This is a genomic window from Streptomyces sp. CGMCC 4.7035, assembly GCF_031583065.1.
GTDB classification, from domain to species: Bacteria; Actinomycetota; Actinomycetes; order Streptomycetales; family Streptomycetaceae; genus Streptomyces; species Streptomyces yaanensis.
In genome coordinates this window covers 6,928,647-6,954,679 of sequence record NZ_CP134053.1, presented here as the reverse complement: position 1 = coordinate 6,954,679, position 26,033 = coordinate 6,928,647, and the positions used below count along the sequence as shown (strand labels likewise).

Genomic DNA, 26,033 nt, shown 5'->3' with positions numbered 1-26,033 from the left:
AGGGCCCGCCCAGGAGGCTTCGATCATCCGTGCGGGTGAATGCGGAAGGCCCCTCGCTTGTGCGAGGGGCCTTCCGGTCGGTGCGCCGCCAGGGACTCGAACCCCGGACCCGCTGATTAAGAGTCAGCTGCTCTAACCAACTGAGCTAGCGGCGCCTGCTGACCTGAAGAACTCTACCCGACGCCGAGGGGTGCTCCCGACCACGGGGCCGGTCGCGACCTCCGCCCGGACGCCTCCGTGCCCCTGCCCTGCCCCCGGTCCTTACCCCTGGCGGGCGGACCTGTGTACATCATTCGGACCGTCACCATGTGATTCCGGTGGACACTTGGGAAAAAGTGACCGACGTGCAGAAAAGAGGACAAATCCACCCGGCTGTAGGCCGGAAATGTGAGGGACATCGCATGGATCGCAGGGGTCGCACGGGTCGCACGGGTCGCATGGATCGCATGGATCGCATGGATCGCATGGATCGCATGGGTCACATGGATCGCATGGATCGCATGGAGACTCCGGTATTCGAGGAAATCGCCCCCAAGAGCGACTGCGACTGCCCTGGATGCGTTCACTGGCGGCGCGTGATCCCCCGTTCCTCCCTCTCGAAGCCGGCCGCCCGACGGTCGGCCCGCGGAGCCCTCGCGCTGGCCGCCGCGGTGGGCACGGTCATGGTCCTGGGCGTGGGCCAGGCGATGCCCGCCGCCGCGTCCGTGCACGCACCGCTCCGGCCGGGCGCTCCCGCGGATGACGATCCCCCCGTGAACCCGCAGGGCCACTCGGCACCGCTCGGGCCGGGCGCTCCCGCGCATGACGACCCCCGCGTGAGCCCGCAGGGCCACTCGGCACCGCTGCACGGCCCGGGCGGGGCGCCGGTCCCGGGGATGCTGCCCACCACGACCCGCTCGCAGATCATCAAGCGGGCCAAGAAGTGGATCAAGGCCGAAGTCCCGTACAGCATGGACGACTACTGGTCGGACGGTTACCGGCAGGACTGCTCGGGCTTCGTCTCGATGGCCTGGAACCTCGGCAGCAACGAATGGACGGGCAGCCTCGACCAGTTCGGCGTCCGCATTTCGAAGGACGAGCTGCAGCCCGGCGACATCCTCCTCTTCCACAATCCCGACAACCCCGAGAAGGGGTCGCACGTCGTCATCTTCGGCGGCTGGACGGACTACACGCACGACTTTTACATCGCCTACGAGGAGACTCCGCCGGTCGCCCGGAGGAAGTCCACGCCGTACGCGTACTGGTCGTACTCCGACAACTATGTGCCGTACCGCTACAAGGGGATCGCCAAGATCAAGAGGGAAGCGGGGAGCGAGGGTGCGCCGGCCGCGTCGGCCGAGGACCTGCCCGCCGCGTCGGTCGACTTCCCGGGTGCCGCGGCCTTCGGGGCGGGCGCGGACAACGCGTACGTCACCCGGCTCGGCGAGCTCCTCGGCTTGCGGGGCGGGGACCGTTTCTACGCCACGGGCCCCGGGTCGCGCTGGTCCGCGGCGGACGCGCGGGCGACCCAGGCGTTCCAGATGGCACAGGGCTGGACCGGGCAGGGCGCGGACGGGCTGCCGGGGCCCGCGACCTGGGCGTACCTGATGCGGAAGAAGGGCAAGGACATCCCTTCGACGGGGACCCCCACCGGCTCCGTCCGAGCGCAGGACGCCGCCGCGCGCGCGGTGCCGGCCTATCCGGGCCCGGGGATGTTCCGGCCGGGCGCGGACAACCCGTACGTCACCCGGCTGGGCCGCCAACTGACCAAGAAGGGGTTCGGCATCCAGGGTCCCGGTTCACGCTGGGGCGAGCCGGCGAGACGAAGCGTCGAGGCGTTCCAACGGGCCCAGGGCTGGCAAGGCCCTCATGCCGACGGCTTCCCGGGCCCGGAGACCTGGCGCCGGTTGTTCTCCTGAGACGCACTCCGGGGCACCGGGCGCCTGCGGGGCCGGCCTTCTGGGCCTGGGGCAGCCTTTGGGACTCGGGGCCGCCTTTCGGAGCCGGGGGCCGCCTTTCGGACGGCGTTCGGCGTTCCGGGCTCGGTGGATCGGCCCTTGGGCCTGGTGGCGATCCCCCGAGGGTGGTCACCCGGCCCTCCGGGTCCGGTGACCGGCCCTTCGGGCCTGGTGGCGCCCTGGGGCACGGACCTGGTCCCCGGGCCACGGACCCGGCTCCCGGGCCACGGACCCGGCTCCCGGGCCACGGACCTGGCTCCCGGGCCACGGACCTGGCTCCCGGGCCACAAAACGGCCCCTGGGCCGCCTTAACGCACGCATCTCGTCAAGACCCTTCCCGGCGCGGAGGCATGGAGGCACGTATGAGTACGACGACATCGCAGACCCCTGAGTCCGAGGGGGCGCCGGAGCACGCCGGTGTTCGGGGTGGGCGGCTCATTCATGGTGAGTCGACCGCCGAGATCCCCGTCCATCTGCTGTTCCGGGAGGACCCCGACTCCGTCGCCGTGCCGCTCGCCCCGGCCGTCGTGGGGCGGCGGCTCGGGACCGGTGAGCAGCCGCGGGTGCGTGCGTCCGCACTGCCCGGGCGGCGGGTGCCCGTCGTCGACCCCGAGCTGGTCGAGCGGCCCGCCCGGGTGCTGCCCGGCTCGGTGGGCGTACTGGCCGGCGTGTGCGGCGTGGCCGGCGGTGCGGCCACTTCGTGGTGGGCGGGGCTGCTGTCGCCGGCCGCGCTGCGGACGCTGGAGATCCCGGCGCAGGTGGCCGCGGGCCTCGGACCGGCGCAATGGGCCGCGTACGCCGGAGCGGGCGTGCTCGGCCTGTTCGGCTTCAGCGGGCTGACGCGCGGGCGCACCGGGAACGCGTGGGTGCTCGGCATGTTCGGCCGCTACCGCGGCACCGTCCGCCGCACAGGTCTGATGTGGATCAACCCGCTGGTGCTGCGTCGCCGGGTGGACGTGCGGCTGCGGCACTGGCGCAGCGAGCCGATGGCCGCGGTCGACGCCAACGGGGTCGCGCTGCGCGTGGTCGTGCTGGTGACCTGGCGGGTCAACGACACCGCGCGCGCCCTGCTCGGGATCGACGACCATGAGACCTATCTGCGGCAGTGCGTCGAGTCGGCGCTCGCCCGGGTGCTGTCGCAGGTGGCGGCCGATCCGGCCGCGTCGCAGGACGCGGTGAGCCTGCGCGATGTCGAGGCCGTCGGCGAGGAGCTGACCGGTCTGGTGGCGGCGGACGCGGCACCGGTCGGCCTGGAGGTGTTCGCCGCGCAGCCGACCCGGATCGAGTACGCCCCCGAGGTCGCCGAGTGGATGCAGCGCCGCCGTATCGCCGCGCTCGACGTCCAGCACCGCGACACGGTGCTCAGTTCGGTCGTCGACTCGGTGGAGGACACCGTGACCCGGCTGACCATGCGCGGCCTGGTCGAACTCGACGACTACGAGCGCAAGGCGCTGGTGAAGGACCTCACGGTGGCCTTCTACACGCGGCGTTCGGCCGACGGAAGGTGAAGGCCGGGCGCGATTACCGGGCGCGATTACCGGGCTCGATTGGTATGGACATGTTCAACTCGCGGCAATAATCTGGGACTTGGTCTAGACCTGCACGGCTCACTGAACTTCCCCCACGTTCTCCAGGAGCGGCAGCATGCGTACCAGGACCAAGGCGTACGCGGCCGTGGTCGGCCTCGTCACCGCCGGCACGTTCGTGCTCTCCACCGGCGGCGCCAGCGCCCACGGCTACACCGACCAGCCCCTCAGCCGGCAGAAGATGTGCGCCGCGAACGGCGGCGTCGTCACCGGCTGCGGCGACATTCAGTGGGAGCCGCAGAGCGTCGAGGGCCCGAAGGGCTTCCCGGCGGCCGGTCCGAACGACGGCCAGATCTGTTCGGCCAACCACACCAACTTCGGGGCCCTCGACCAGCCGACGACGCCCTCGGGCGCGGCCTGGCCGACGACCAAGGTGACCGGCGGGCGGAGCTACACCTTCCGCTGGCAGTTCACCGCCCCGCACGCCACGACCGACTTCAAGTACTACGTGACCAAACAGGGCTGGAACCAGAACCACGCCCTGACCCGCGCGGACCTCACCACCACACCGTTCCTGACGGTCCCGTACAACGGTCAGCGCCCGCCGTCCACGCTCAGTCACACCGGCACCCTGCCGACCGGGCTGAGCGGGCACCACGTCATCCTCGGGGTGTGGACGATCGCGGACACCGCCAACGCGTTCTATTCGTGCGCGGACGTCACGTTCTGAGGACCGCCCTGTCCTGAGCCCGTCCTGGGCTCGTCCCGAGTTCGTCCCGGGGCCGGTTTCTGAGCCTCCCTTGAGGAGCATCCGCACCCCGGGCGGGTACGTTCCACGCACGCCGACATGACCATGACGGCGTGCGTGGAGTCGTACCGGCCTCGGGGGAAACATGGACTTCTTCTTCTACGCGGTGCCGAGCCTGATCATGGCCGGAGCACTGGCGATGGCGGTCAAGGTGGTCCGCCGCGCGCTCCAGCTCAGGAGCAACTGGAACAGCGGCCTGACCGCGGAGGCGCGCTGTCTGCGCACGTACACCACGACCAGCAGCGGCGGTGAGAACTCCGTGTCCACGACGACGCTGCACCACGTCTACGAGTTCACGACCCGCGAGGGCCGCCCCGTCCGCTTCGAGGAGGCGAACGGTCCACGGACGACGGTCGAGGGCGACATCGTCGCCGTCCACTACACGGCGGCCCGCCCCGAGCGCGCCACCGCCCAGCCCCCCGCCCCGGGAAAGGCCCTGGCGGGCACGGTCGGCACGCTGGTTTTCCTCTCCGTGATCGTCGCATTCTGTGTCGGCTTCATGGTGACGTACACCCAAGTCTTCGCGGGGGAAAGTCTGTTCGCGAGCATTCCCTAGCCTGCGGGGACCGCTTCCAGGTCTCCACTTCTGATGGCACGTCAGTTACCGTGCGACTTCATGGAGTCCACGAGGCGTACCGTCGCGGAGCTGGTGCGGGAGCGGTGGGGCGACCACCGGCCGGGGCTGTGGTTCGAGGGGCGGGCGCTCAGCCATCACGAGGTGGCCGCGGGGGCGGCGGCCCGGGCCGCACTGCTCGCCGACCTGCTGCCGGCGGACGCCGAGCCGCACCTCGGTGTGCTGCTCGACAACACCCCCGAGTACCCGCTGTGGCTGAGCGCCGCGGCCCTCGCGGGCGCGGCCGTCGCCGGGATCAACCCCACCCGGCGCGGACCGGAGCTGGCCCGCGACATCCTGCACACCGAGTGCCGCGTGCTGGTCACCGAACGCGCCCACCTTCCCCTGCTCGACGGGCTCGGTCTGCCGGGCGTACGTGTGCTGGTCACCGACACGGACGCGTACGGGGACCTCGTCGCCGGGTACGCGGGTGCCGGGCCGGACACCTCGACGGCCATCCCGGACGATCGCCTCCTCCTCTACTTCACGTCCGGCTCCACCGGTGCTCCGAAGGCCGCGATCTGCACCCAGGGGCGGCTCGCGGCGGCCGGCCGGTCGCTGGTGGGCCACTTCGGCCTCGGCCCCGACGACGTCCACTACATCTGTATGCCGATGTTCCACGGCAACGCGGTCATCGCCGACTGGGCCCCCGCGCTCACCTCGGGCGCCGCGATCGCGTTGCGGCGGCGCTTCTCCGCATCCGGCTTCCTGGACGACGTGCGGATGTACGGGGTGACGTACTTCACTTATGTCGGGCGGGCCGTGCAGTACCTTCTGTCGACCGAGGAACGCCCCGACGACGGGGACAACCCGCTGCGGCTCGGCTTCGGCACGGAGGCGGGCGCGGTGGATGCCGCCGCCTTCGAGAAGCGCTTCGGGGCGCGGCTGGTGGAGGGGTACGGGTCGTCGGAGGGCGGGGCCGCCATCCAGCGCACGCCCGGCACCCCTGCCGGGGCGATCGGCAAGGCGGCGCCGGGCGACGACCTCGCCGTGGTCGACCCCGAGACCCGTACGGAGTGCCCGCCCGCTGTCTTCGCCGCGGACGGCCGGCTGCTGAACGGCGACGAGGCCATAGGCGAGCTGGTCAACCGCGGGCCCAATCCCTTCGAGGGCTACTGGCGCAACCCGGCCGCGGACGCGGCCCGCCGCCGCGAGGGCTGGTACTGGACCGGCGACCTCTTCTACCGGGATGCCGACGGGTTCCTCTACTTCGCGGGCCGCACCGACGACCGGCTCCGCGTCGACAGCGAGAACCTGGCGGCCGCGATGATCGAGAACATCGTCGCCCGGTACGGGGACGCGGCCGCCGTGGCGGTGTACGCGGTGCCGGATCCGGTGGCGGGGGACCAGGTGATGGCGGCGCTGGCACTCAAGCGGGGAGGGATCTTCGACCCGGCGGCCTTCGGCGCCTTCCTTGCCGCCCAGTCGGACCTGGGGACGAAGATGGCACCCCGGTTCGTACGGATCGTGGAGCGCATGCCGGTCACCGCCACCAACAAGATCCACCGGGTGGGGCTGCGGAGGGAGGGCTTCCGGTGCCCGGATCCGGTGTGGTGGCGGCCACCGGGGAAGTCGTCGTACCGGCGGCTCACCGGCGACGATGTGGCGGAGCTCATGGCTGAATACCGGGCTCACGGGCGCATGGAGCTGTTCGCGCGCTAGGGCTCCGGTGAAATCCGGGCCCGGCCAAGGCGAGGGGGGTGTGGGTGGCGGAGCCCCCACAACGCGCGGCGAAGCCGCGCAAAAACAGAGATGGCGAGCCGGTTCGCGCTTTCTGCGAACACGGCTCGCCATCGTCATCGTGCGCCGCCAGGGACTCGAACCCCGGACCCGCTGATTAAGAGTCAGCTGCTCTAACCAACTGAGCTAGCGGCGCAGACTCTGTCGCTTTTTCGCTCTCGCGTCCGGCGACAAAAGAAATACTACCTGGTCCGGAGGGATGCTTGTGACCACCCTCGGATGGTCCCCGTCACCACCCCCGGACAATGGTCGTCACCGCCCTCGGCGGTGCTCGTCACCGCTCTCAGATCGCGAGCGACAGCAGGACCGGGGCCGCCCCCTCGTTCAGCCGCTCCGCCGCCTGGCGCAGCCGGTGGGCGTGCTCGACCGGCAGGGACAGGGCCAGACAGCCGACCGAGGAGCCCGCGGTGATCGGGACGGCCGCGCAGACCGTGCCGACCGCGTATTCCTGGAGGTCGAGCACCGGGACCGTGGGCGGGTGGGCGTCCAGGCGGGACATCAGGACCCTCTCGCTGGTGATCGTCCGCGAGGTGAGCCGGGCCATCTTGTGCCGGGCGAGGTGGTCGCGGCGGCCGTTGTGGTCGAGCTGGCCGAGCAGGCTCTTGCCGACCGCGCTGGCGTGGGCCGAGGAGCGGAAGTCCACCCACTCGTGCACCGCGGGCGTCGCGGGGCCCTCGGCGCACTGGGTGACCTGCACCTCGCCGTCGATGTAGCGGCTGATGTAGACCGCGGCGCCCACCGAGTCGCGCAGCTGGTCGAGCGTGTGCTGGAGCTTCTCGCGCAGCGCCTGCTCACGCCCGTGGGCGGCGCTGAGGCGGCTGAACGCGGCGCCGGTGACGTACGCGCCGTCGGCGGTCTGTTCGACGTACCCCTCCCTGCGCAACATCCGCAGGAGCGAGGTCAGGCGCTCGGTGCGGAGGCCGGTCTGGCGGGCCAGCTCGGTGTCGGTGACACCGGCGGAGTGCCGTGCCACCGTCTCCAGGACGCGCAGGGCGTCCTGTGCCGAGTGGTACGGAGCGGTCGGCTCATGGGTCAGCGCCACGGTCTCCCCCTGCGCTTTTTGGGCCATTCTCGGGACAGCTTGGCTTACTCCACGATAAGGCTCAAGGGCTTGTCAGGGAGCGCGTGTTGACGAACTTCACGATGTGTTCGGGCCCCTCAACAGGAACGCGCCACCCTGGCATATTCCACGGTCATGAACCGGCCGCCCGGACCTGGTGGGATCGCCGTTTTCACTTTCCGTCATCAGAGCACTGCGCTCAGAAATTCCCTGGTGCGTCCGTGCTCGGGCGCGCTGAAAATCTTCTCCGGGGAACCCGACTCGACGACTTGGCCGGAATCAAACATCAGGACCTGGTCCGAGATGTCCCGGGCGAAGCTCATCTCGTGCGTCACACAGAGCATCGTGATGTCCGTGGTGCGGGCGATGTCCCGGAGGACGTCGAGGACGCCGGCGACCAGCTCCGGGTCGAGCGCGGACGTCACCTCGTCGAGCAGCAGCACCTGCGGGCGCATCGCCAGGGCCCGGGCGATCGCCACGCGCTGCTGCTGGCCGCCGGAGAGCTGGCTCGGGTATTTGTCCAGGTGGTCGCCGAGCCCCACCAGGTCGAGCAGCTCGCGCGCCCGCTGCTCGGCCTCGTCCTTCGACAGGCCGAGGACCGTGACCGGCGCCTCGGTGATGTTGCGCAGCACCTTCATGTTCGGGAACAGGTTGAACTGCTGGAACACCATCCCGATGTTCTTGCGGATCTCCCGGACCTGCTTCTCGGGGGCCGGGAAGAGCCGCTGCCCGCCGACCGTGATCGTGCCCTCGTCGGGCTCGGCCAGGGTCATCAGCAACCGCAGGATCGTGGTCTTCCCGGATCCCGAGGGGCCGATCAGCGTGACGTGCCTGCCCGCGGCGACCGAGAAGTCGAGCCGATCGAGGACCGTGTGGCCGCCGAAGCGCTTGGTGACCTGCTCGAAGCGGATCAGTTCACCGGTGGCCGCCGACGGGTCGGTGTGGGCGTCGGGTTCCTTCATCAGGGGGGTGTCAGCGGACAAGACGTCGCTCCAGGGCTCGCAGGAGGAGGGAGGCGGGACAGGAGATCAGGACGAAAGCCACACCGATGACGGTGAGTGGCTCGGTGAACCGGAAGTGCTGCTGCGAGAAGAGCCGCGCCTCGCCGAGCATGTCGAGGACGGTGATCGCCATCAGCATCGGTGTGTCCTTGAGCATCGCGATCACGTAGTTGCCGAGTGCGGGGACGACCCGGCGGATCGCCTGCGGCAGGATCACCGCGGTCCAGATGCGCCGTGACGGCAGGCTCAGCGCGGTGGCGGCCTCCCACTGACCGGCGGGCACGGCCTCGATGCCGGCGCGGTAGACCTGCATCGTGTACGTCGAGTAGTGCAGGCCGATCGCGACGACACCGGTGGTCAGCGCGGAGAAGGTGAGGCCCCACTCGGGCAGCACGTAGAAGAGGAAGAACAACTGCACCAGCAGCGGGGTGTCGCGGACGAACTCGGTCACGGTCCCGACCGGCCAGCGCACCCAGCGGGTCCGGGTGCGCATCAGCATGGCCCACAGCAGACCGAGGGCGAACGAGATCAGCGAGCCGAGGGCCAGCGCCTCCAGGGTGACCAGCAGGCCGTCCCGGAAGTGCGGCATGAAGTCGGCGACGGCACTCCAGTCCCAGTTCACGAGACACCACCTCCGACGGTCTGCCGGACGGAGAGACGGGGCTCGGGCGCCTTTCCGACGCCCGCCTTGAGCCGCCGCTCCAGAGCCCGCATCAGCCGGGTGAGCAGGAAGGCGATCGCGAAGTAGACGATCAGGATGTACGCGTAGATCTGCGCGCTCTCCTGCAACGCGAGCCGCACCAGGTTGCCGCTGAAGGCCAGGTCGCCCATGCCCATGATGGAGACCAGCGCGGTGCCCTTGAGCAGTTCGACCAGCAGGTTGCAGAACGACGGGATCATCTCCGGCACCGCCTGGGGCAGCAGGATCTTCCGCATCCGCTGCCCGGGAGTGAAGCTCAGCGCGATCCCGCCCTCGCGCTGCGCCGGGTCGACGGCGTTCAGGGCGCCGCGCACGATCTCGGCGCCGTACGCCCCGTAGGTCAGCCCGAGTGCGAGCGTGCCCGCCCACATCGGTACCAGCTGCCAGCCGAAGGCGAGCGGCAGCACGAAGAACACCCAGAAGATCATGATCAGGGCGGAGGTGCCGCGGAGCACCTCGGTGTAGCAGGCGGCCAGGAAGCGGACGATCCACCGGCGGTGGGTGCGGGCGATGCCGACGGTGAAGGAGACGGCCGCCGCGAGCAGCGCGCTGAGCACGAGGAGCTGGATCGTGGTCCAGGTCCCTTTCAGTACGAGTTCCCAGAGGCCCGAGGTCATCCGCGGCACAGCTCCTTCGCGGTCATGTCGGTCATCTCGGCCTTGGTGAAACCGAACGGGCGCAGGATGCGGAGGAGTTCGCCGTTCGCGCGCAACTTCTTCAGCTCGGCGTTGAAGGCGTCCCGCAGCCGTGTCTCGGTGCGCCGGAAGGCGAAGGCGCCGCCGTCGACGTGCGGTGTGCCGTTCACGAGGGGCGCGAAGGGTTTCGTGGCCTCCGCGGTACGGGACTTCTTGACGACCTCACGGGTGGTGACGGCGGTCCCGGCGAACACGTCCGCGCGCCCGGCCTCGACGGCGTTCAGGCCGGCGACCTGGTCGGGGACGATCAGGATGTCGCTCTGCGGGTAGCCGGCCTCGACGGCGTACTGGATCTCGGCGTATCCCGTCCCGGTGGCGAACTTCGCCTTCTTCTCGACGACGTCCCGGTAGTCGTGCAGGCCCTTCGGATTGCCCTTCCGCACGACGAACGAGTCGAGCATCCGGTAGTCGGGGTCGGCGAAGATGACCTGCCGGCAGCGTTCCGGGTTGACGTACATCCCGGCGGATACGACGTCGAACTGCTGGGAGTTCAGCCCCGGGATCAGCGAGCCGAACTCGGTCGGCACGGGCTGGACGCGGTCGATGCCGAGGCGTCTGAAGACGACCTTCGCCAGTTCCGGGGCCTCGCCGGTGAGGTTGCCGTTCTTGTCGATATAGCCGAAGGGGATCTCACCGGCGATGCCGAGCCGGACCACGCCCTGGGCCCTGAGCCGGCTGAGCAGATCGCCGCCGCGCGTGCCCGACGCGGAGCCGGACGCCGTGGCCACGCGGCTGCAGCCGGCCGCCGCGGGCACACTGAGCGCGGCGATGCCGGTGAGCAGCGAGCGGCGGGTGGTTGTGGATTTCCGTGTGTCGTGGGTCGGTGGGGGAGCCATGGGCGCGCGGCTACCCGGGACCATGCGATGTATTCCCAGGGGGCTCCGCCCCCTGGACCCCCGCTCCTCAAACGCCGGAGGGGCTGAATCTTCAGCCCGTCCGGCCGGTTCGCCCGGCAGTCGGACGCCGACTCGACGAGCGCGTATCAGTGGCCGGGAACGTATCCCCGCTTCTTGTCGACCACGTTCAGCAGCGGCCTCCCCGCCGCCCACCGCTCGTACAGCTCCACGAACTGCGCCCCGAGCGCGTCCCGCCAGCCCACCGTGTCGCCGCTCATGTGCGGGGACACGAGCAGGCCCGGGACCCGCCACAATGGGCTGTCCGGAGTGAGCGGTTCGTGCTGGAAGACGTCCAGTGCCGCGCCCGCGATCCACCGCTTCGACAGCGCGTCCGCCAGCGCCTCCTCGACGACGAGCTGCCCGCGCGCGACATTGATGAAGCGGGCCGAGGGCTGCATGACGCCGAAGCGGCGGGCGTCGAACATGCCGTGCGTCTGCTCGGTCAGCGGCGCCGCCGCGATCACCCAGTCGGCGCGGGCCATCAGCCGGTCGAGGTCGGCAGGGCCGTGGATGCCGGTGCGCGGGACGCGGCCCACGATCGCCGTCGTGACGTCGAGCGCCTTGAGCGTACGGGCGATCGTCCGCCCGATCGGTCCGGAACCCACCACGCACGCGCGCGTGCCCGCGACCCGCATCGCGTCGCGGTGCCGCCACTCCCGCTCCCGCTGGAGGTCCCACGTCCGCGGCAGATCCTTGGCCATGGCGAGGACGAGCGCGGCCACGTACTCGGCGACGGGCCGCTCGAAGATGCCGCGCGCGTTCGTCACCACCGTGGTGGACGCGGCGAGTTCGGGGGACATCAGATGGTCCACGCCCGCGCTCGCCGTGTGCACCCAGCGCGGCCGCGGACCCTCGCCGGGCCAGGCGTCACGCACCGCGTGGGAGGTGAAGTCCCAGACGAGCAGGACGTCGGCGTACGGCAGCCGTTCGGCGAGCGTGGAAGCGTCCGCGTGCTCGATCCGCACCCGCCCGGTGAGCCGGCCGAGCCGGGGAAGCGGCTCGGCGTCCAGGACGAGGAGGGTGGGGCGGGGCGGCAGAGTGGGGCCGGGCGGGGGAGCGGTCATGCGGGAACCGTTTCTCCGTTCGGCGGCTGCCGGAAGCGGCCGACCGGGCGTCTGACATGCGCGGACGGACCACGTTCGCACCCGAACCCACCGCCGTCAACACGGTCGGAACGCACGGCCGTCGTCCCCTCGCACGGCCCCGGTCCGGCCCTTCGCAAGGCGCCGCGGTCTCGTCGTGGTGTCCCGCGGCCGACGTCCTTTACGGCCAACCAGGTGACGATGTGGGCGGCTTCGCGTCACCTGGGTACCCGGGCGGTGGGTCCCCCTCAGGCTCTGCTGGAGGGGGCACCTCCCACGTCCTTCGGGCCGTGGGGGACAGGCAGCACACCAGGGACGTACTGCCGCGAGAACAGGAAGGTTGGGCATGACCGCACTCGGATTCCTCTACCCGGGCCACTTCGCCGAGGACGACTATCCGCGCATCGAGCAGTTGCTGGGCAGCGACATCCGGGTGGACCTCGTGCACACCGACATCGGCGAGGACACCCACCGGTTGGACGCGCTGCGCGAACTGGGCTCACCACGACGGCTCGCGGCGGGCGTCGAGGACCTGCGGCTCGCGGGTGCCGAGGCGGTGGTGTGGGCGTGCACCAGCGGGAGCTTCGTGCACGGCTGGGAGGGCGCCCACGAGCAGGTGCGCGCCCTCGCGCGCACCGCCGGGATGCCGGCCTCCTCCACCTCGTTCGCCTTTGTGCACGCGGTGCGGGAGCTCGGGGCGCGGCGGGTGGCGGTCGCTGCGACGTACCCGGACGACGTGGTGGGTCTGTTCGCCGAGTTCCTGAGGGCGGCAGGGGTGGACGTCGTGTCGGTCAGTGGCGCGGGGGCCGCCACGGCGGCGGAGGTCTGCGGCTGGGGCGCCGAGGAAGTGCTGGCGTTCGCCCATCGGGGCGACCACGCGGAGGCCGACGTGGTCCTGCTCCCGGACACGGCACTCCATACGGCCGCGCACGTCACGGCCCTGGAGGGGGCGCTGGCCAAGCCGGTCCTCACCGCGAACCAGGTCACGGTGTGGGAGGCGCTGCGGCTGGTGGACCGCCGGGTGAACGCACCCGAACTGGGGACTCTGTTCACCAAGGAGCCGATCGTCCAGGTGTGACAGGCGCCTGCGTGCCTGCGGTGGCGGGCGGTAACAAGCGGGGCGGGAACAACGGAGGCGGGAACAACCGGGGAGGGAACTGCGGAGGCGGGAACAACGGAGGCGGGAACAGCGGAGGCCGTAACAACCGAGGCGGGAATAACCGGGGACTGCCTCCTGTTAGCGGTGCGGGAGACGCGACGCACATACAGGAGGCATCCCGGTGGACAAGATCCGAGGCACGGCACAGGGCACCGCACCCGTTCCCCTTTCCGTACTGGACCTGGTCACCGTCGGCGCCGGCAGCACCGCCACCGACGCCCTGCGCACCGGCGTCGCGCTCTCCCGTCTCGCGGAGTCCCGTGGCTTCCACCGCTACTGGGTCGCCGAGCACCACTCCATGCCGGGCGTGGCCTCCTCCTCCCCCGCGGTGATCCTGGCCCACCTGGCCGCCCACACGGACCGCATCCGGCTCGGCTCGGGCGGCGTGATGCTCCCGAACCACGCTCCGCTGGTCATCGCGGAGCAGTTCGGCACGCTGGAGGCCATGGCCCCCGGCCGTATCGATCTGGGCCTCGGGCGCGCCCCCGGCACGGACGGCGCCACGGCCGCCGCCCTGCGCCGCACGGACCGCCTTCACGAGGGCGCCGACGACTTCCCCGAGCAGCTCGCCGAGCTGACCCGCTTCCTCGACGACGACTTCCCGGACGGCCACCCGTACTCCCGCATCCACGCGGTCCCGGGCCCGATCCAGGCCACCTCCCCGGGCGGCGTCCAGTCCCCGCACCGCCCGCCGATCTGGCTGCTGGGCTCCTCCGGCTTCAGCGCCCGCCTGTCCGGGATGCTCGGACTGCCCTTCGCCTTCGCCCACCACTTCTCGGCGCAGAACACCATTCCGGCGCTCGACCTGTACCGCGAGTCCTTCCGCCCGTCCGAGGTCCTCGACGCGCCGTACGCCCTCATCGGCGTCTCCGCGCTCGCCACCGACGACGAGCAGGAGGCCCGCCGCCAGGTGCGGGCCACCGCCCTGAACATGATCCGGCTGCGCAGCGGCCGCCCCGGCCTCTTCCCCTCCCCGGAGGACGCCGAGGCGCACGAGTTCAGCCCGCTGGAACAGGAGTTCGCCGACTCCTGGACCTCGAACATCATCCACGGCACGCCGGACGAGGTCCGTACGGGCCTCGACGACCTCCAGAAGCGCACCGGCGCCGACGAGTTGATGCTCACGTCCCATGCCCACCGCGGTGACCTGCGCCTGCGCTCGTACGAACTGATCGCGGATGCCTACGGGCTGCCGACCGCGTGAGCGCGGAAGGGCCCTGACGGTCAGGACCGGTGGCAGGCCTCCGGGTCCACCAGCTCGGAGATACGATCCGGCGGCACCGGCCGCGAGTACAGCCACCCCTGGCCGGTGTCGCAGCCGATCCGGCGCAGCCGGGTGGCCTGCGCGGACGTCTCCACGCACTCGGCGGTGACCGTCAGGCCCAGCCGGTGGGCGAGCTGGATCATGGCCTCGACGATGACCTCGTCCGCGGGGTTGGGATGGGCGTCCGTGCCCTCGTACTGGAAGCCGCGGACGAACGAGCCGTCCAGTTTCAGGACCGACACCGGTAGTCGGCTGAGGTAGGCGAGGTTGGAGTAGCCCGTTCCGAAGTCGTCGATCGCGATGCGCACCCCCATGTCGCTGAGCGCCTGGAGGGCCTGGAGCGGGCGGCCCGCCGAGCCCATCACCGCGGACTCGGTCAGCTCCAGCTGGAGCAGATGGGGGGCGAGTCCCGTCTCCGCGAGGGTGCCCGCCACGTCCGCCACCAGGTCGGAGTCCCAGACCTGACGCACCGCCACGTTCACGCTCACGAAGATCGGCGGCTCGTCCGGGCGTTCCAGCTGCCAGCGGCGCGCCTGACGACAGGCGGTCCTCAGCGCCCAGCGCCCGAGCTGGACGATCGAGCCGTCCTCCTCGGCCAGGCCGATGAACCGATTCGGCGTCAACGTGCCGAACTGCGGGTGGTGCCAGCGCACCAACGCCTCGACCCCCAGCACCCTTCCGTCCTCCATGCCCACCAACGGCTGGTACTCCAGGGCGAACTCGCCCCGCTCGATGGCCGGGCGCAGACCGGAGGAGAGGGCCTGACGGGTCATACGGTGGGCGTTGCGCTCGGGGTCGAACAGGGTCCAGCGGGCCTTGCCGTCGGCCTTCGCCCAGTACAGCGTCGTATCGGCCGCCTGCATCAGACCGGTCGCCGTCGTCCCGGCGGCGTGCCGCTCCACGACACCGATGGACGCGGAGACCGACAGCCGCTGCCCGGACAGGTCGAACGGCGCCTGGATCGCCTTGAGCACCGACTCGGCCAGCTCGGCGAGTTGGTCGGTGCCCGTCGAGTCCTCCACGAGCAGCGCGAACTCGTCGCCGCCCAGCCTGGCCACCAGGGGAGTGGCGGGTCTTGTGCGGCCGGCCTCGTCCGCGCAGCCCGTCAGACGCTCCGCGACGGCCGCGAGCAGCCGGTCGCCGACGCGGTGGCCGAGCGTGTCGTTGACCGCCTTGAAGCCGTCGAGGTCCAGATAGCACAGCCCGATCCGGCCGGTTCCGCTCTCCTCGTACGACTCCGCCTCCAGGGCGGCCGACAGGCGTTCGAAGAACAGCGTGCGGTTGGGCAGCCGGGTCACCGGGTCGTGCATCTGCAAGTGCCGTAGTCGCGCCTGGAGTTCACGCCGGGCGCTGATGTCGGCGACCGAGAGGAGGACGGCCTTCTCGGTCTCGGGCAGCGGTGTGACGGTGACCTGGACCCAGAGCGAGTGCCCGTCGGGGTGTTTGAGGCGGCGCGTGCAGCGCAGCCGGGCCTGACGGCCGCGCAGCACCTCGCGGTACGCGTGCCAGGTGCGGGCGTCGGAGGACAGGTCCACCAGGTCGGCGGCGACCTTCCCGACCAGCCCCTCCGCGCCGGTGCCGAGCAGTGAGCCCATCGCGTCGTTGGCGCCGGTGACCAGGCCCTCCCGGTCGACGACCGCCATGGCCAGGGGCGCGACGGCGAACGCGGCGCCGGAGGCGACGGGTTGGGGTCGGGCGACGGGGGAGAGCGGTGGCGTTCCGGTAGGGGGCGGGCAGGGGGGTGCCCCCGCGAGGGGCGGTGGCATGGACACACCCATCGAGGGGTCATCGTGACTTTCCGTGACGGCCCGGCCGACGAGGTCTGCCGCGGGCGCCGGCCCTTCGGACGTTCCGCTCACCGTTCGCTCCCGCAGTTCACTCGTTCTTCATACGGATCTCGTGGGTCTCGTCGGGGTCGACGGCCGCGTGATGGGCGGCCGCACAAGCTGTGTTCGTGCAGGAAAGTGTGCCGATCATAGAGGCTGCCCCAAAGGCCTACCAGCCACTGTCCAGTGTCCCGGAACGAGCACATGTTCTGACAGATCGTTTCTGCCCGCACCGGACCCCCGTCTATCAGGCGCCCCTTGGTTGTGACGTTCCGTGAGTATTGGGGGCGTCGGCCCACGTCGGCCGCCCCCTCGGTGCTCGTGCGCCGTCCTTCGCTCCCGCCCCGCACTGCGCCTCCCCCGGCCGTCGCGGCTCCCTTCTGGCCTTTCCCCCGACTGATGGCGTCTCACCCTTCCGGGGCAGGCAAACAGGGCGTAGTCATACAAGTAGGACAAGGCTGGGTGTGAGTTCAGAGAACCGCACCCGGAGGTCGACGTGCCGCGTCCGCTCCCCCTCACGGGGCTCACCCGCGAGACCCTGAAGGGGCTCGTCCGGGACCGGGCGCCCGCACTGCGCAGCACCGCGGCCGTCGCCACGTCGATGACGGCACTGGTCGCGACCTCGCTCATCACGGGCCCCGCCCTCGCCGAGCCGCTGGACGCGCCGTGCGAACTCCGGCGCAGCGCGGCGCACCACTCGGAGGGCGTGGACACCTGGAACGCCTCCTATGTGCGCCCCGACCGCCCGCTCGACGCGGTCATGGTCTTCCTGTCCTTCCCGGACTCGGCACCCACGACCACGCCGGACGAGCTGACCGCGGACCACTTCCCGGCCACCAGCACGTTCTTCGAACGCGCCTCCTACGGCCGGTTCACGCTGCGCCCCCATCCGGTGCGCCACTGGATCCGGATGCCCCACCCCTCCACCTCGTACGCCATACAGCGCGACTGGAGCCCCGAGCACCGGTCCGCGTATCTGCGTGACGCGATCGCCGCGGCGGACAAGGACGTCGACTTCTCGCGGTACGACATCGTGTACCTGGTGGCCGACCCGGACGCGCCCGGCGTCGACTCGGACGCCACGAAGGTGGTCAACCTCGACACCCCGCTGCGGGTGGACGGCAAGGACATCCGCCGGGTGGTCACGGTCTTCGAGAAGCATCCGCCGGACCGGCTCGTCCTCGCGCACGAGACGGGCCATGTCTTCGACCTGCCCGACCTCTACCACCGTCCCACGGACGGCAAGGGCGACTGGGACACATACGTCGGCGACTGGGACCTCATGGGCAGCCAGTTCGGCCTGGCGCCGGACCTGTTCGCCTGGCACAAGTGGAAGCTGGGGTGGCTGGACCGCCGCCAGGTGGTGTGCGTACGCGGCGCGGGGAGCACGCGGCTGACGCTGGAGTCGCTGGGGACCGGGCCGGCCGGGGCGCCGGAGGTGCCGGTGAACGCGGGCACACTCTGGGGGACCGGGGTGACGGGCGCGGCGCGCGCCGCCGGCGTGCGGGTCCTCGGGCCCGGCGCGCAGGCGTTCGGTGCGGGGCGCGGCGCCAAGCTGGCGGTCGTGCGGACGGGTCCCGACAGTGTGCTCGCCATCGAGGCGCGCGGGGCGGTGGGGAACGACGACTCGGTCTGCACGCAGGGCGCCCTCGTCTACCGCGTCCGCGGCGAGACGGCGTCCGGGGGCGGCCCGATCGAGGTCCTGGACGCCCACCCGCACTCCGCGGCGTGCTGGGCCAACTCGGTCTACCCCTCCCTCGCGGACGCCCCCGTGGGCGTCGGGGAGAGCTTCACGGTGCCGGGGGACGGGGTGCGCGTGGAGGTGGAGGACCGGACGGCTACCGGAGCATGGACGGTGCGGGTCACGAGGAAGTGACGCGCGTGCGGCGTCGCCGCCCGGAAGACGCCGATGCCACGCATAAGACGCCCATGCCACGCATAAGACGCCGCTGCCACGCATAAGACGGCGATGATCGACGGAAGACGGCGTTGATCGATGGAGGGCGGCGATGCTCGACGGGGCACGACGATGATCGAGGGAATACGACGACGATGACGAAAGGCGAGAAAGGCTGGAGCGCATACGACGATGGCGACCCGCTTCGCGCTGAACGCGAACACGGATCGCCATCGTCATCGTGCGCCGCCAGGGACTCGAACCCCGGACCCGCTGATTAAGAGTCAGCTGCTCTAACCAACTGAGCTAGCGGCGCCTGCTGACGTCGTAGACATTAGCATCCTGGTCGGCGGGAGGAAAAATCGATATGCGTACGGCGGCGGAGGTGGCCGCACGGGCCGCTCGGACGGCCGCCCAGAGCACGACCTCCGGCCCCGGAAGCCAAGGGTGACGGGTGTCGGGCGCCACCAGCCAGCGGGAGGCGAGGTGGGTGGCGCCGGAGCCGTCGCGGTGGGCCGCGGGTATGGTCACCGCGTCCCCGGGGCCGTGGCACAGCAACGGCGGAATCGCGTGGGTGCGGCCGCCCCACTCCTCCCAGTCGAGCAGCGCCGGCAGCCGCCGGGCCGTGCCGGGCGCCGTGAACAGCAGCATCCGGCCCCGATGCGCGGCGACGGGCCCGGAGCCCGGCCCCTCGTCCCACAGCCGGTCGAGCATGCGCCGCCCGAAGATCGCGGGCGTGTTGACGACGTCGAACGAGGTGCCGCAGGGCAGCACGACCGGGGCGGTGGGGCGCTCCGCCCAGTACGCGAGCGTGCTACGCGGATACGTTCCTGCCGAGGCGAGCCACGCGGCGCCCTCCGAGGTGACGTCCGAGACGTCGAACCGGTTGGGAAGGGGTGCGGCGGAGGACTCGGTGAACGGCGTTCGACTGCTCATGGCAACCAGGTGTACCGGCGGTGAGCGAGCTGTCTCGGTGGGTTGCGGAAAACCGGGACAGGACGGGGTGGAGCGGAGTATCTTGCCCGCTCGGCATATGCCAGAAGATCACTCAGCGTGCGGCACGGTCGGCGTGCGCTCAGCCCAGGTTCTCCGGCCCGGTGGCATCGGCGCCCCGCAGCAGATCGCGCCCGAACTCCACCATCTTCTTCGCGTAGTCCTCGGTCCACTCGGCCTGCTCGGCGATGGCCGCAGGCGTGAGCCGGTCGAAGCGGCGCGGATCGGCGAGCTGTGCGGCGGCGATCGCCTGGTACTCCACCGCCCGGTCGGCCGCCGCGCGAAACGCCTGCGTCAGCTCCGTGGCCCGGGCCAGCAGGGCGCGCGGGTCGTCGATCGACTCCAGGTCGAAGAAGTGCTCCGGGTCGGAGGCCGCCTCCGCGGGCTCGAAGAGCAGGGGCGCGGGGCGTAGCCGCGGCTCGTTCCGACGCGGCGTGGGCTCCGCCATGTCTTGTCCTCCTCGTAGGGTTCGAGTGGCGCCTTTCGGATGGGCCACCGTCCATTGTCTCGCGACGACACAAGGGGGCGGGGACGCGCGCGGCGCGAGACATCCGCGCATCTGCCCGCACGGCAATGAGTAGGGGCGAGTGGGTCGGCAGCGCCGGGGGATTCAGCCCTCCAGCAAATTCAGCCCCTCCGGCGTTTGAGGAGCGGGGGTCCGGGGGCTGGCCCCCGAAAAGGGGCGAAGCCCCGGGGGTTCAGGGGCGAGGCCCTGGCGGGGTTCAGGGGGCGGAGCCCCGGGAGGGGTGCAGGGGGCGGAGCCCCGGGAGGGGTGCAGGGGACGTAGTCCCCGCGAGGGGTTCAGGGGGCGGAGCCCCCGGCGGGGTCGAAGGGGCGGAGCCCCTGGGGACGGGAAGGGTAGGGGCGGCGGGGGCGAAACCAACCGCCCGCGTGAGCGCGATCGGCGCGTCCGGCAGTCTCAAGCCTCCGCGACCACACGATATTCCCGGTCGGCCGTGGCCGACGGGCCAGACCGAAAGCCCCCGCTCACGGCCGCCAAGCCACCCGGTGCTCCGACAGATGCGCCAGCACCGCGTGGTTCGCCTCCCAGCCGTCCGGGAACTTCACCGTCACCCCCAGCTGCACCGGCTCCGACGACGGATGGTCGTCCAGCAGCTCCGTCACCCCGGCCCGGCACACCACGATGCACGCGTGCCGGTGGCGGGACGCGAGCACGCACAGGCGGCCTGTCTCCAGATGGAACGCCGTCGCGTCCGGGCGGCCTGACAGCGGATGCAGCACCACCGTGACGTCGAACTCCCGGCCCTGGAGCCGGTTGGCCGTGTCCACCGTCACGTCCGTCACCCCGAGGTCCGCCAGCGCGGAGCGCACCGCCGCCGCCTGGTCCCGGTGCGCCGTGCCGACGGCGATCCGGTCAGCCGTCAGCGGCACCGGCTCCTCCGCCTGCTCCGAGACCGCCGCCCCGCCCCGGTCCAGCAGCCGCCGCACGACCGTCGCCACCGCCCGCACCGCCTCCGGATCAGTGCGCGGGGTGTGCCGGGCGGGCAGCTCCAGCAGTCCCCAGCCCGTCTCCGCCGCCTCGTCGATCACCCGGTCGGCACCCGAGCCGTCCGAGGCCACCCCGAACGTGAGCCGCCGGTCCCCGTGCCCCGTACCGCTGCGGAACGGCGTGAACGGGTAGAACGCGTCCGACACCAGCGGCGCCGCCGACGCCGGCAGCCGCCACGACACCGGCAGCCGGTGCTGCGGCAGCTCGGGGTTGTGGGCCAGGAGCGTCGTCACCGCGGAGGCGGACGGGTCGTACGACAGCCCGGCCCACTGCTCCGCCCCCACGATCGCGAACGGGTCCAGCTGCCCCGGGTCGCCGACGAACAGCGCCCGTTCGAACAGGCCCGCCACCGCCAGCAGCGCGTCCGAGCGCATCTGGTACGCCTCGTCGACGATCGCGTGCCGCCACGGCTCCACGTCCTTGACATGCGCCCACTTGGCGGCGGTCGAGATGACGACGTCCAGGCCGGCCAGGTCCCCCGCCTTCGTCGACTTCCGCACATTCGGCAGGTCGTCGAGCGCCTTGTCGTACGGGTCCGGGTCGCTGCTGTGCAGCCGGCCGACCGGAACGTCGGGATCCTTCTCCGCCAGCCGCACCACCAGATCGTCGACCTGCGCGTTCGTCTGTGCGATCACCATCAGGGGCCGCCCGGCGGACGCGAGTTCCAGCGCGGCCCGCACGACGAGCGTCGACTTTCCGGCGCCCGGCGGCGAGTCGACGACGACCCCACGGTGCGCTCCGTGCAGCGTGTCGCGCAGGATCGCCTCGGTGGCCCGGGTGGCCGCGGCCCCCGGATCGAAGGCCTTGCCGGGCGGGGCGAACACGGTCAAAGGACGTCCTCCTCGGTCACCGGATCGGGCTGCGGTACTGCGTCGGACTCGCCCGGCGGCCCGCCGTGCGTCCACGGCGTCTCCTCCGGTTCGGGCAGCTTCGCCCCGCCGCGCTGCTCGTGCTCGAAGAGCGTGAAACAGACGCGGTCGCCCTTCTCGGGCACGGACCCGGCCTCCGGCTCCTTGCCGCGGCCCATCTTGTCGACGATGCGCAGGACCACCAGGCCGTCGCCCTCGTCCCCCACGAACTCGGCCGCCTGCGGCTTGCCGCCCAGTGACCGGTACACCTTCGTACGCTCCCCGAGATGCGGCCGGTCCTCCGTCCGTACGGTCACCAGCGGGCGCGGGCTAGGCCGCTTGCCCTCGCTGTACGTCATCACGACATCCGTGACCTCACCCGCGAACGCCTCCCCGCCGAGCCGCCGCCCCGCCATGACGAGCGGGTCGTCGAGCGCCTCCTGGGCATCGAGGCGGGCCTGTTCCCGCTCGCGCGTGGCGAGCTTGTTCGCCGCGGTGACCGCGTCGTCGCGGCGTGGCTGCGGCGGCTCCCCGGCGGCGACCCGGTCCCGGTGGCCGGTGAACGACCAGCGGTCACGCGTCCACCGGTCCGCGACGTGCGCCCCCTCCGGCAGCGCGCGCAGCAGGTCGAGCCCGCGCCAGACCGCGTCCCAGGTCGGGCGCGTACGGCTCTCGACGAGGGCACGGATCTCCCGTTCGGCGGCGGTGAGTTCACCGAACCGGTCGTCCGCCTCCACGCCGTCCTCGGCGGCGGCGAGCCGGGTCCGCGCGCGGTCGTAGCGCTCGATGGCCGGGGCGAGGAGCTTGTTGTCGAAGGCCGGGTCGGTGGCGGGTCCGGCCGGCGGGCACAGCAACTGGCCGTCCGCGTCCCGCGCCAGCTCGGCCCGCAGCGCCGCGTCCGCGCCCGAGGTGCCCTCCGGCGGGTCGATCCAGGCCAGCAGCGCGCCCAGGTGCTGGTCCTCCAGGGAGGACTGCCCGGTCGCCCAGTGCCGCGTCAGCACTTCGGTCAGGGCCTGCAGCAGCGAGGAGCCGGGGACCCGGGCCCGCTCCCCGAAGTGGGTGAGCCAGCGGCCGAGGAGCGGCACCCGCGGGGGCGCCGGATGCGGAGTTTCCGGGTCCTGCTCGGCGGTGCGGCGGAAGCGCATGGAGCGCCCGAGCAGCCGTACGAAGTCGATGCCCGCCCGGCTCGGCACGATCAACTGCGGGGCGTCCGCGCACAGGTCGACCTCGACCTTGACCCGCTTGCCGGTCTCCGGGTCGGTCTCGGTGCGCTCGGCGGGCTCCACCGCTTCGGCGTACGCGTCGAGGTACGGCAGGACGACGTCCGCGAGGTCGGCGAGGAACGCGAACCTCAGGTCGCGGTCGCGCGGCTGCGGCACCACGAGCAGCCGGGGCGCGTCCCGGTCGGTGCCGACGAGCGCCCCGAGCGGTGCTCCCGCCTCGCCGGCGGTGATGAGCGGCACGAAGACGAGGGGCCGCTCGGACACGTGCCGGTGCCGGACGGTGGCGATGGGCTGCGCGCGGCCGGACCGCACGGCCTCCAGGCGGGAGAGCGTGGCGATCAGCGACATACGGCGTCCTCCCGGCAGGCGAGTGCCTCCGCCCGCAGCTCGGCCGCCCTGCGGAGTGCCGCCACCGCGGGGTCGTCCGGGTCCCCGGTCGTGCCGTGGGCGGCCGCCAGAACGTCGTCCACCGTCGTCAGGCCGCCCAGCTCGGCCCGCAGCGACCGCCCCAGGGATGTCACCGCGCCCTGCGCGCGGGAGCGGTCGCGGCAGTGGAAGGCCAGTTCACAGGCGGCGAGGCACTCGGGCGCATAGGTCGCCGGGACCGACTCGACGGCGGCCGTCAGCTCCTGCTGGGGGAGGTCGGGCGCGAAGCACGTGCCCTCGGGGAGGGTGTCCGCGATCTCCTCGATACGGGTGAGACGCGCCAGCTGGCGCCGGGTGACCGCGCGCTGCTTGCGGATGTCGACGGGGGACGCGGCCGGCAGGTTGGAGAAGTCCTTGGGGCACACCAACAGGATCCGGTGGCGCACGTGATTCTTTGCGCCGCGCCCCTCCGGCTCCGCGCTGAGGGGCGCGGGGGCGCTGTCCTGGGAGAGGCGGGCGGCGACCTCCTCCAGCGCCAGCACGTACACCGCGGCCTGCCGCGCGGCCGCCCCCACCTTCGCCGGGTCCGCCGAGCCGTCCAGCATCGGGAAGGACTTGATCTCCACGACCGTCCAGCTGCCGTCCGGGTGCACCACCACCGCGTCCGGCTCCAGGAACGCGGGGGAGCCCGCGACGTCGAGGGCGAGCATGGGGTGGTCGAGCAGCGCCCAGGTGCGCGCCTCGCCCGCCTCGCGCAACGCCAGCTCCGTACGCGTGGCACGCCCCTGAGGGCCGACGGCGGTGAGGTCGGGAACGAGGGGTTCTTCGGGAGCCTCGGCGGTCGGGTCCAGCTTCTGGTGCACCAGCCGCAGCAGCTCCGCGCCGCCGTCCGCCTTGACCCGCGCCTCGAACGCGTTGCCCCGCATGAAGGCGAACTGCGACTGTCCGAACGCCGACGGCGCGCCCAGCGCGTCGGCCAGCGCCGCCTTGTTCACCCCCGCGCCGTCCAGGAGCGCGCGCCGTCGGCACCCCGGGTTCGCGGCGAGCGCGGCGAGAGCGCGCGCGTCGAGCGCCTTGGGCGGTACGGACGGGCCGCGCAGCTCAGCGAGCCGCTGCCGCAGCGCCGTCCCCCGCGTCCGCGGGAGAGGCACCCGGCTCGACTCCCTGCCCGCGGCGGGAGTTGCGCTGTCGGGGAATTCGCTCACCCGTCGAAGTCTGGCACCCGCCACTGACAATTGGGGAACCTGCGGTCCCCGAGGTCTCCGGGACGGCCGCCGACCGCACGCCCAGCCGGGCCCTGACCGCGTCCGCCGCCCGCATCACCGGCCGGGCCAGCAGGAAGCCGACGCCCATGACGACGGCGCCCGCGACCGCGTCCAGGAGGTAGTGGTTCGCGGTGCCCATCACGACGACGGCGGTCAGCAGCGCATACGCGACACCCGCGGCCTTGGTCCAGCGCGCGCCGCCGTACAGCCACAGCATCACTCCGCACCACAGCGCCCAGCCGACGTGCAGGCTCGGCATCGCCGCGTACTGGTTCGTCATACCGCCCAGACCCCGCGGCGCGCTCGCCTCGCCGCCCCACCAGCCGTACGAGCTGTACTGGGCCATGGTGTCGACGAAGCCGTGGCCCGCGGAGAGCAGGCGGGGCGGGCAGGTCGGCAGCAGGGTGAAGCCGATCAGGCCGATGAACGTGGACGTCATCAGCCAGGTGCGGGCCGCCCGGTAGTGGGCCGCGCGGCGTTTGAAGAGCCACACGAGGAGCGCCGGCGTCACCAGGTAGTGCAGCGACGCGTACCAGAAGTCGGCCGGTATGCCGAGCCATGCCTCGCGGGTGAAGAGACGGTTCAGCGGGTGCTCGGCGTTGATGTGCAGCGCCTTCTCCAGGCGCAGGATCGCCAGGCCGTGGTCGACGGCGCTGGAGACGTCGCCCCGGGCGAGGAGCCGGCCCGCGGAGTACGAGACGTACACCAGCAGGATCAACGGCAGCTCGGTCCACCACCGCAGCCGGGTCAGCGGGCTCACCCCGGTGCCTGGTTTCTCGGCCTGCGGCATCCGATTCGCCCTCCCCCTTCGCTCAGCGGCCCCGTGGCCCGGTCGTGTCACTTTACGGTGTATGCGCCCGCTTCCGTGGGGCGCCCCCGGCCCTCAAAGACGCAGGGGTCGCCCTCTGGGTTGCCCGCGGAGGGCGTGCGCGATGATGGAGTGACTTCCTTGCTGATTTCTCCCGGAAAGGCCCCTCATGGCACCGCGCATCCTGCTGGCCCGGCACGGACAGACGGAATGGTCGCTGTCCGGCAAGCACACCGGCAGGACCGACGTGCCGCTCCTGGAGGAGGGGCGGCGGGGTGCCAAGCTCCTGGGGGAGCGGCTGCACCGGGCGCCGTTCGAGGGGCTGCCGGACGTCGAGGTGCGTACGAGCCCGCTCTCACGCGCGCGTGAGACGTGCGAACTCGCCGGGTTCGGTGAGCGGGCGAGCACCTGGGACACGTTGATGGAGTGGGACTACGGGGCGTACGAGGGGATGACCCCGGCCGAGATCCAGGCGGTCCGGCCGGGCTGGCTCATCTGGCGCGACGGCGTCCCCGAGGGGGAGAGCCTGGCGGAGGTCTCCGCGCGCGCGGACGAGGTCGTCGCGTGGGCGCGGGCGGCGGAGCGGGATGTGCTGGTGTTCGCGCACGGGCACATTCTGCGGTCCATCGGGGCGCGGTGGTTGGGGCTGCCGCTGGAGTTCGCCGCACGTATTCGTCTCAACCCGACGTCTCTTTCGGTGCTTGGGTGGGCCTACGGGGAGCCGGCGATCGAGTCGTGGAACGACCTGGGGCACCTGGCGCCGTAGCTGCGGGCAGTCGTTGCCTCCCCCAGTGCCTTTAAGGGCCTGGGGGGACC

22 protein-coding genes and 3 tRNA genes are annotated in these 26,033 nt (G+C 71.8%); 9 read left to right on the top strand and 16 right to left on the bottom strand.

Annotated features, from left to right (window positions below; genetic code table 11):
* Nucleotides 1-81: 81 nt before the first annotated feature.
* Nucleotides 82-155: transfer RNA gene (locus Q2K21_RS30570), tRNA-Lys, on the bottom strand.
* Nucleotides 156-500: 345 nt separating this feature from the next.
* Here Q2K21_RS30570 and Q2K21_RS30565 point away from each other — a divergent pair.
* The 5 genes from Q2K21_RS30565 (at nucleotide 501) to Q2K21_RS30545 (ending at nucleotide 6,546) form a co-directional block, all read left to right on the top strand.
* Nucleotides 501-1,898 (top strand): peptidoglycan-binding protein, encoded by a 1,398-nt coding sequence (locus Q2K21_RS30565; protein ID WP_310777459.1) that lies wholly within the window; start codon nucleotides 501-503, stop codon nucleotides 1,896-1,898.
* Nucleotides 1,899-2,299: 401 nt separating this feature from the next.
* Nucleotides 2,300-3,445, top strand: a complete 1,146-nt coding sequence (locus Q2K21_RS30560) for an SPFH domain-containing protein (RefSeq protein ID WP_310777457.1) — start codon at nucleotides 2,300-2,302, stop codon at nucleotides 3,443-3,445.
* Nucleotides 3,446-3,581: 136 nt separating this feature from the next.
* Complete coding sequence (locus Q2K21_RS30555; RefSeq protein WP_310777454.1) at nucleotides 3,582-4,193, top strand: lytic polysaccharide monooxygenase auxiliary activity family 9 protein; 612 nt, start codon at nucleotides 3,582-3,584, stop codon at nucleotides 4,191-4,193.
* Between the two features lie 163 nt (nucleotides 4,194-4,356).
* The gene (locus tag Q2K21_RS30550; RefSeq protein ID WP_310777452.1) at nucleotides 4,357-4,827 is read left to right on the top strand and encodes a DUF3592 domain-containing protein; all 471 of its coding nucleotides are present in this window, start codon (nucleotides 4,357-4,359) and stop codon (nucleotides 4,825-4,827) included.
* A 60-nt stretch (nucleotides 4,828-4,887) separates the two neighbouring features.
* Nucleotides 4,888-6,546 carry a long-chain-fatty-acid--CoA ligase gene (locus Q2K21_RS30545; RefSeq protein WP_310777449.1) on the top strand — a complete coding sequence of 553 codons (1,659 nt, stop codon included), beginning with the start codon at nucleotides 4,888-4,890 and terminating at the stop codon, nucleotides 6,544-6,546.
* 140 nt (nucleotides 6,547-6,686) lie between these two features.
* On the opposite strand, the gene Q2K21_RS30540 is transcribed toward Q2K21_RS30545, so the two are convergent.
* The 7 genes from Q2K21_RS30540 to Q2K21_RS30510 all read right to left on the bottom strand — a co-directional run bounded on the left by Q2K21_RS30540 (nucleotide 6,687) and on the right by Q2K21_RS30510 (nucleotide 12,040).
* Nucleotides 6,687-6,760 (bottom strand) — tRNA-Lys (locus Q2K21_RS30540).
* A 147-nt stretch (nucleotides 6,761-6,907) separates the two neighbouring features.
* Nucleotides 6,908-7,666, bottom strand: coding sequence for an IclR family transcriptional regulator (locus Q2K21_RS30535; protein WP_310777446.1), 759 nt, complete (start codon nucleotides 7,664-7,666; stop codon nucleotides 6,908-6,910).
* Between the two features lie 203 nt (nucleotides 7,667-7,869).
* Nucleotides 7,870-8,646 (bottom strand): ectoine/hydroxyectoine ABC transporter ATP-binding protein EhuA, encoded by a 777-nt coding sequence (ehuA, locus tag Q2K21_RS30530; RefSeq protein WP_310781335.1) that lies wholly within the window; start codon nucleotides 8,644-8,646, stop codon nucleotides 7,870-7,872.
* A 10-nt stretch (nucleotides 8,647-8,656) separates the two neighbouring features.
* Nucleotides 8,657-9,307 (bottom strand): ectoine/hydroxyectoine ABC transporter permease subunit EhuD, encoded by a 651-nt coding sequence (gene ehuD / locus Q2K21_RS30525; RefSeq protein ID WP_310777443.1) that lies wholly within the window; start codon nucleotides 9,305-9,307, stop codon nucleotides 8,657-8,659.
* On the bottom strand, nucleotides 9,304-10,002 hold the full coding sequence (gene ehuC, locus Q2K21_RS30520) for an ectoine/hydroxyectoine ABC transporter permease subunit EhuC (RefSeq protein WP_310777440.1): 699 nt from the start codon (nucleotides 10,000-10,002) through the stop codon (nucleotides 9,304-9,306). Before ehuC ends, ehuD begins: the two co-directional genes overlap by 4 nt.
* Nucleotides 9,999-10,916, bottom strand: a complete 918-nt coding sequence (ehuB, locus tag Q2K21_RS30515) for an ectoine/hydroxyectoine ABC transporter substrate-binding protein EhuB (RefSeq protein WP_310777438.1) — start codon at nucleotides 10,914-10,916, stop codon at nucleotides 9,999-10,001. The genes ehuC and ehuB overlap by 4 nt, the downstream gene beginning before the upstream one ends.
* A gap of 146 nt (nucleotides 10,917-11,062) precedes the next feature.
* On the bottom strand, nucleotides 11,063-12,040 hold the full coding sequence (locus Q2K21_RS30510; RefSeq protein WP_310777435.1) for a D-2-hydroxyacid dehydrogenase: 978 nt from the start codon (nucleotides 12,038-12,040) through the stop codon (nucleotides 11,063-11,065).
* 364 nt (nucleotides 12,041-12,404) lie between these two features.
* Here Q2K21_RS30510 and Q2K21_RS30505 point away from each other — a divergent pair, with 364 nt between their 5' ends.
* Nucleotides 12,405-13,136 carry a maleate cis-trans isomerase family protein gene (locus Q2K21_RS30505; protein WP_310777432.1) on the top strand — a complete coding sequence of 244 codons (732 nt, stop codon included), beginning with the start codon at nucleotides 12,405-12,407 and terminating at the stop codon, nucleotides 13,134-13,136.
* Between the two features lie 196 nt (nucleotides 13,137-13,332).
* Nucleotides 13,333-14,421 (top strand): LLM class flavin-dependent oxidoreductase, encoded by a 1,089-nt coding sequence (locus tag Q2K21_RS30500; protein WP_310781334.1) that lies wholly within the window; start codon nucleotides 13,333-13,335, stop codon nucleotides 14,419-14,421.
* Between the two features lie 20 nt (nucleotides 14,422-14,441).
* Here the strand turns inward: Q2K21_RS30500 and Q2K21_RS30495 are convergent, their stop codons facing one another.
* Nucleotides 14,442-16,340, bottom strand: a complete 1,899-nt coding sequence (locus tag Q2K21_RS30495) for a putative bifunctional diguanylate cyclase/phosphodiesterase (protein WP_310777430.1) — start codon at nucleotides 16,338-16,340, stop codon at nucleotides 14,442-14,444.
* 463 nt (nucleotides 16,341-16,803) lie between these two features.
* On the opposite strand from Q2K21_RS30495, the gene Q2K21_RS30490 reads away from it, so the two are divergent.
* On the top strand, nucleotides 16,804-18,183 hold the full coding sequence (locus Q2K21_RS30490) for a M6 family metalloprotease domain-containing protein (RefSeq protein WP_310777427.1): 1,380 nt from the start codon (nucleotides 16,804-16,806) through the stop codon (nucleotides 18,181-18,183).
* Nucleotides 18,184-18,446: 263 nt separating this feature from the next.
* Here the strand turns inward: Q2K21_RS30490 and Q2K21_RS30485 are convergent.
* From Q2K21_RS30485 to Q2K21_RS30455, 7 genes are all read right to left on the bottom strand, one after another.
* Nucleotides 18,447-18,520, bottom strand: a tRNA-Lys gene (locus Q2K21_RS30485).
* On the bottom strand, nucleotides 18,511-19,140 hold the full coding sequence (locus tag Q2K21_RS30480) for a bifunctional DNA primase/polymerase (protein ID WP_310777424.1): 630 nt from the start codon (nucleotides 19,138-19,140) through the stop codon (nucleotides 18,511-18,513). Before Q2K21_RS30480 ends, Q2K21_RS30485 begins: the two co-directional genes overlap by 10 nt.
* Nucleotides 19,141-19,279: 139 nt before the next feature.
* Nucleotides 19,280-19,645 carry a hypothetical protein gene (locus Q2K21_RS30475; protein ID WP_310777420.1) on the bottom strand — a complete coding sequence of 122 codons (366 nt, stop codon included), beginning with the start codon at nucleotides 19,643-19,645 and terminating at the stop codon, nucleotides 19,280-19,282.
* Between the two features lie 539 nt (nucleotides 19,646-20,184).
* Nucleotides 20,185-21,537, bottom strand: coding sequence for an AAA domain-containing protein (locus tag Q2K21_RS30470; RefSeq protein WP_310777417.1), 1,353 nt, complete (start codon nucleotides 21,535-21,537; stop codon nucleotides 20,185-20,187).
* Nucleotides 21,534-23,126: a hypothetical protein gene (locus tag Q2K21_RS30465; RefSeq protein WP_310777414.1), complete on the bottom strand. Its 1,593-nt coding sequence runs from the start codon at nucleotides 23,124-23,126 to the stop codon at nucleotides 21,534-21,536. Before Q2K21_RS30465 ends, Q2K21_RS30470 begins: the two co-directional genes overlap by 4 nt.
* The gene (locus tag Q2K21_RS30460; RefSeq protein ID WP_310777411.1) at nucleotides 23,117-24,295 is read right to left on the bottom strand and encodes a hypothetical protein; all 1,179 of its coding nucleotides are present in this window, start codon (nucleotides 24,293-24,295) and stop codon (nucleotides 23,117-23,119) included. Before Q2K21_RS30460 ends, Q2K21_RS30465 begins: the two co-directional genes overlap by 10 nt.
* Nucleotides 24,246-25,199, bottom strand: a complete 954-nt coding sequence (locus Q2K21_RS30455) for a phosphatase PAP2 family protein (protein WP_310777408.1) — start codon at nucleotides 25,197-25,199, stop codon at nucleotides 24,246-24,248. The genes Q2K21_RS30460 and Q2K21_RS30455 overlap by 50 nt, the downstream gene beginning before the upstream one ends.
* Nucleotides 25,200-25,386: 187 nt before the next feature.
* Between Q2K21_RS30455 and Q2K21_RS30450 the strand changes: the two genes are divergently transcribed.
* Entirely contained in the window at nucleotides 25,387-25,983 is a 597-nt protein-coding gene (locus tag Q2K21_RS30450; RefSeq protein ID WP_310777405.1) for a histidine phosphatase family protein, read from the top strand.
* The last annotated feature ends 50 nt before the right edge of the window (nucleotides 25,984-26,033 follow it).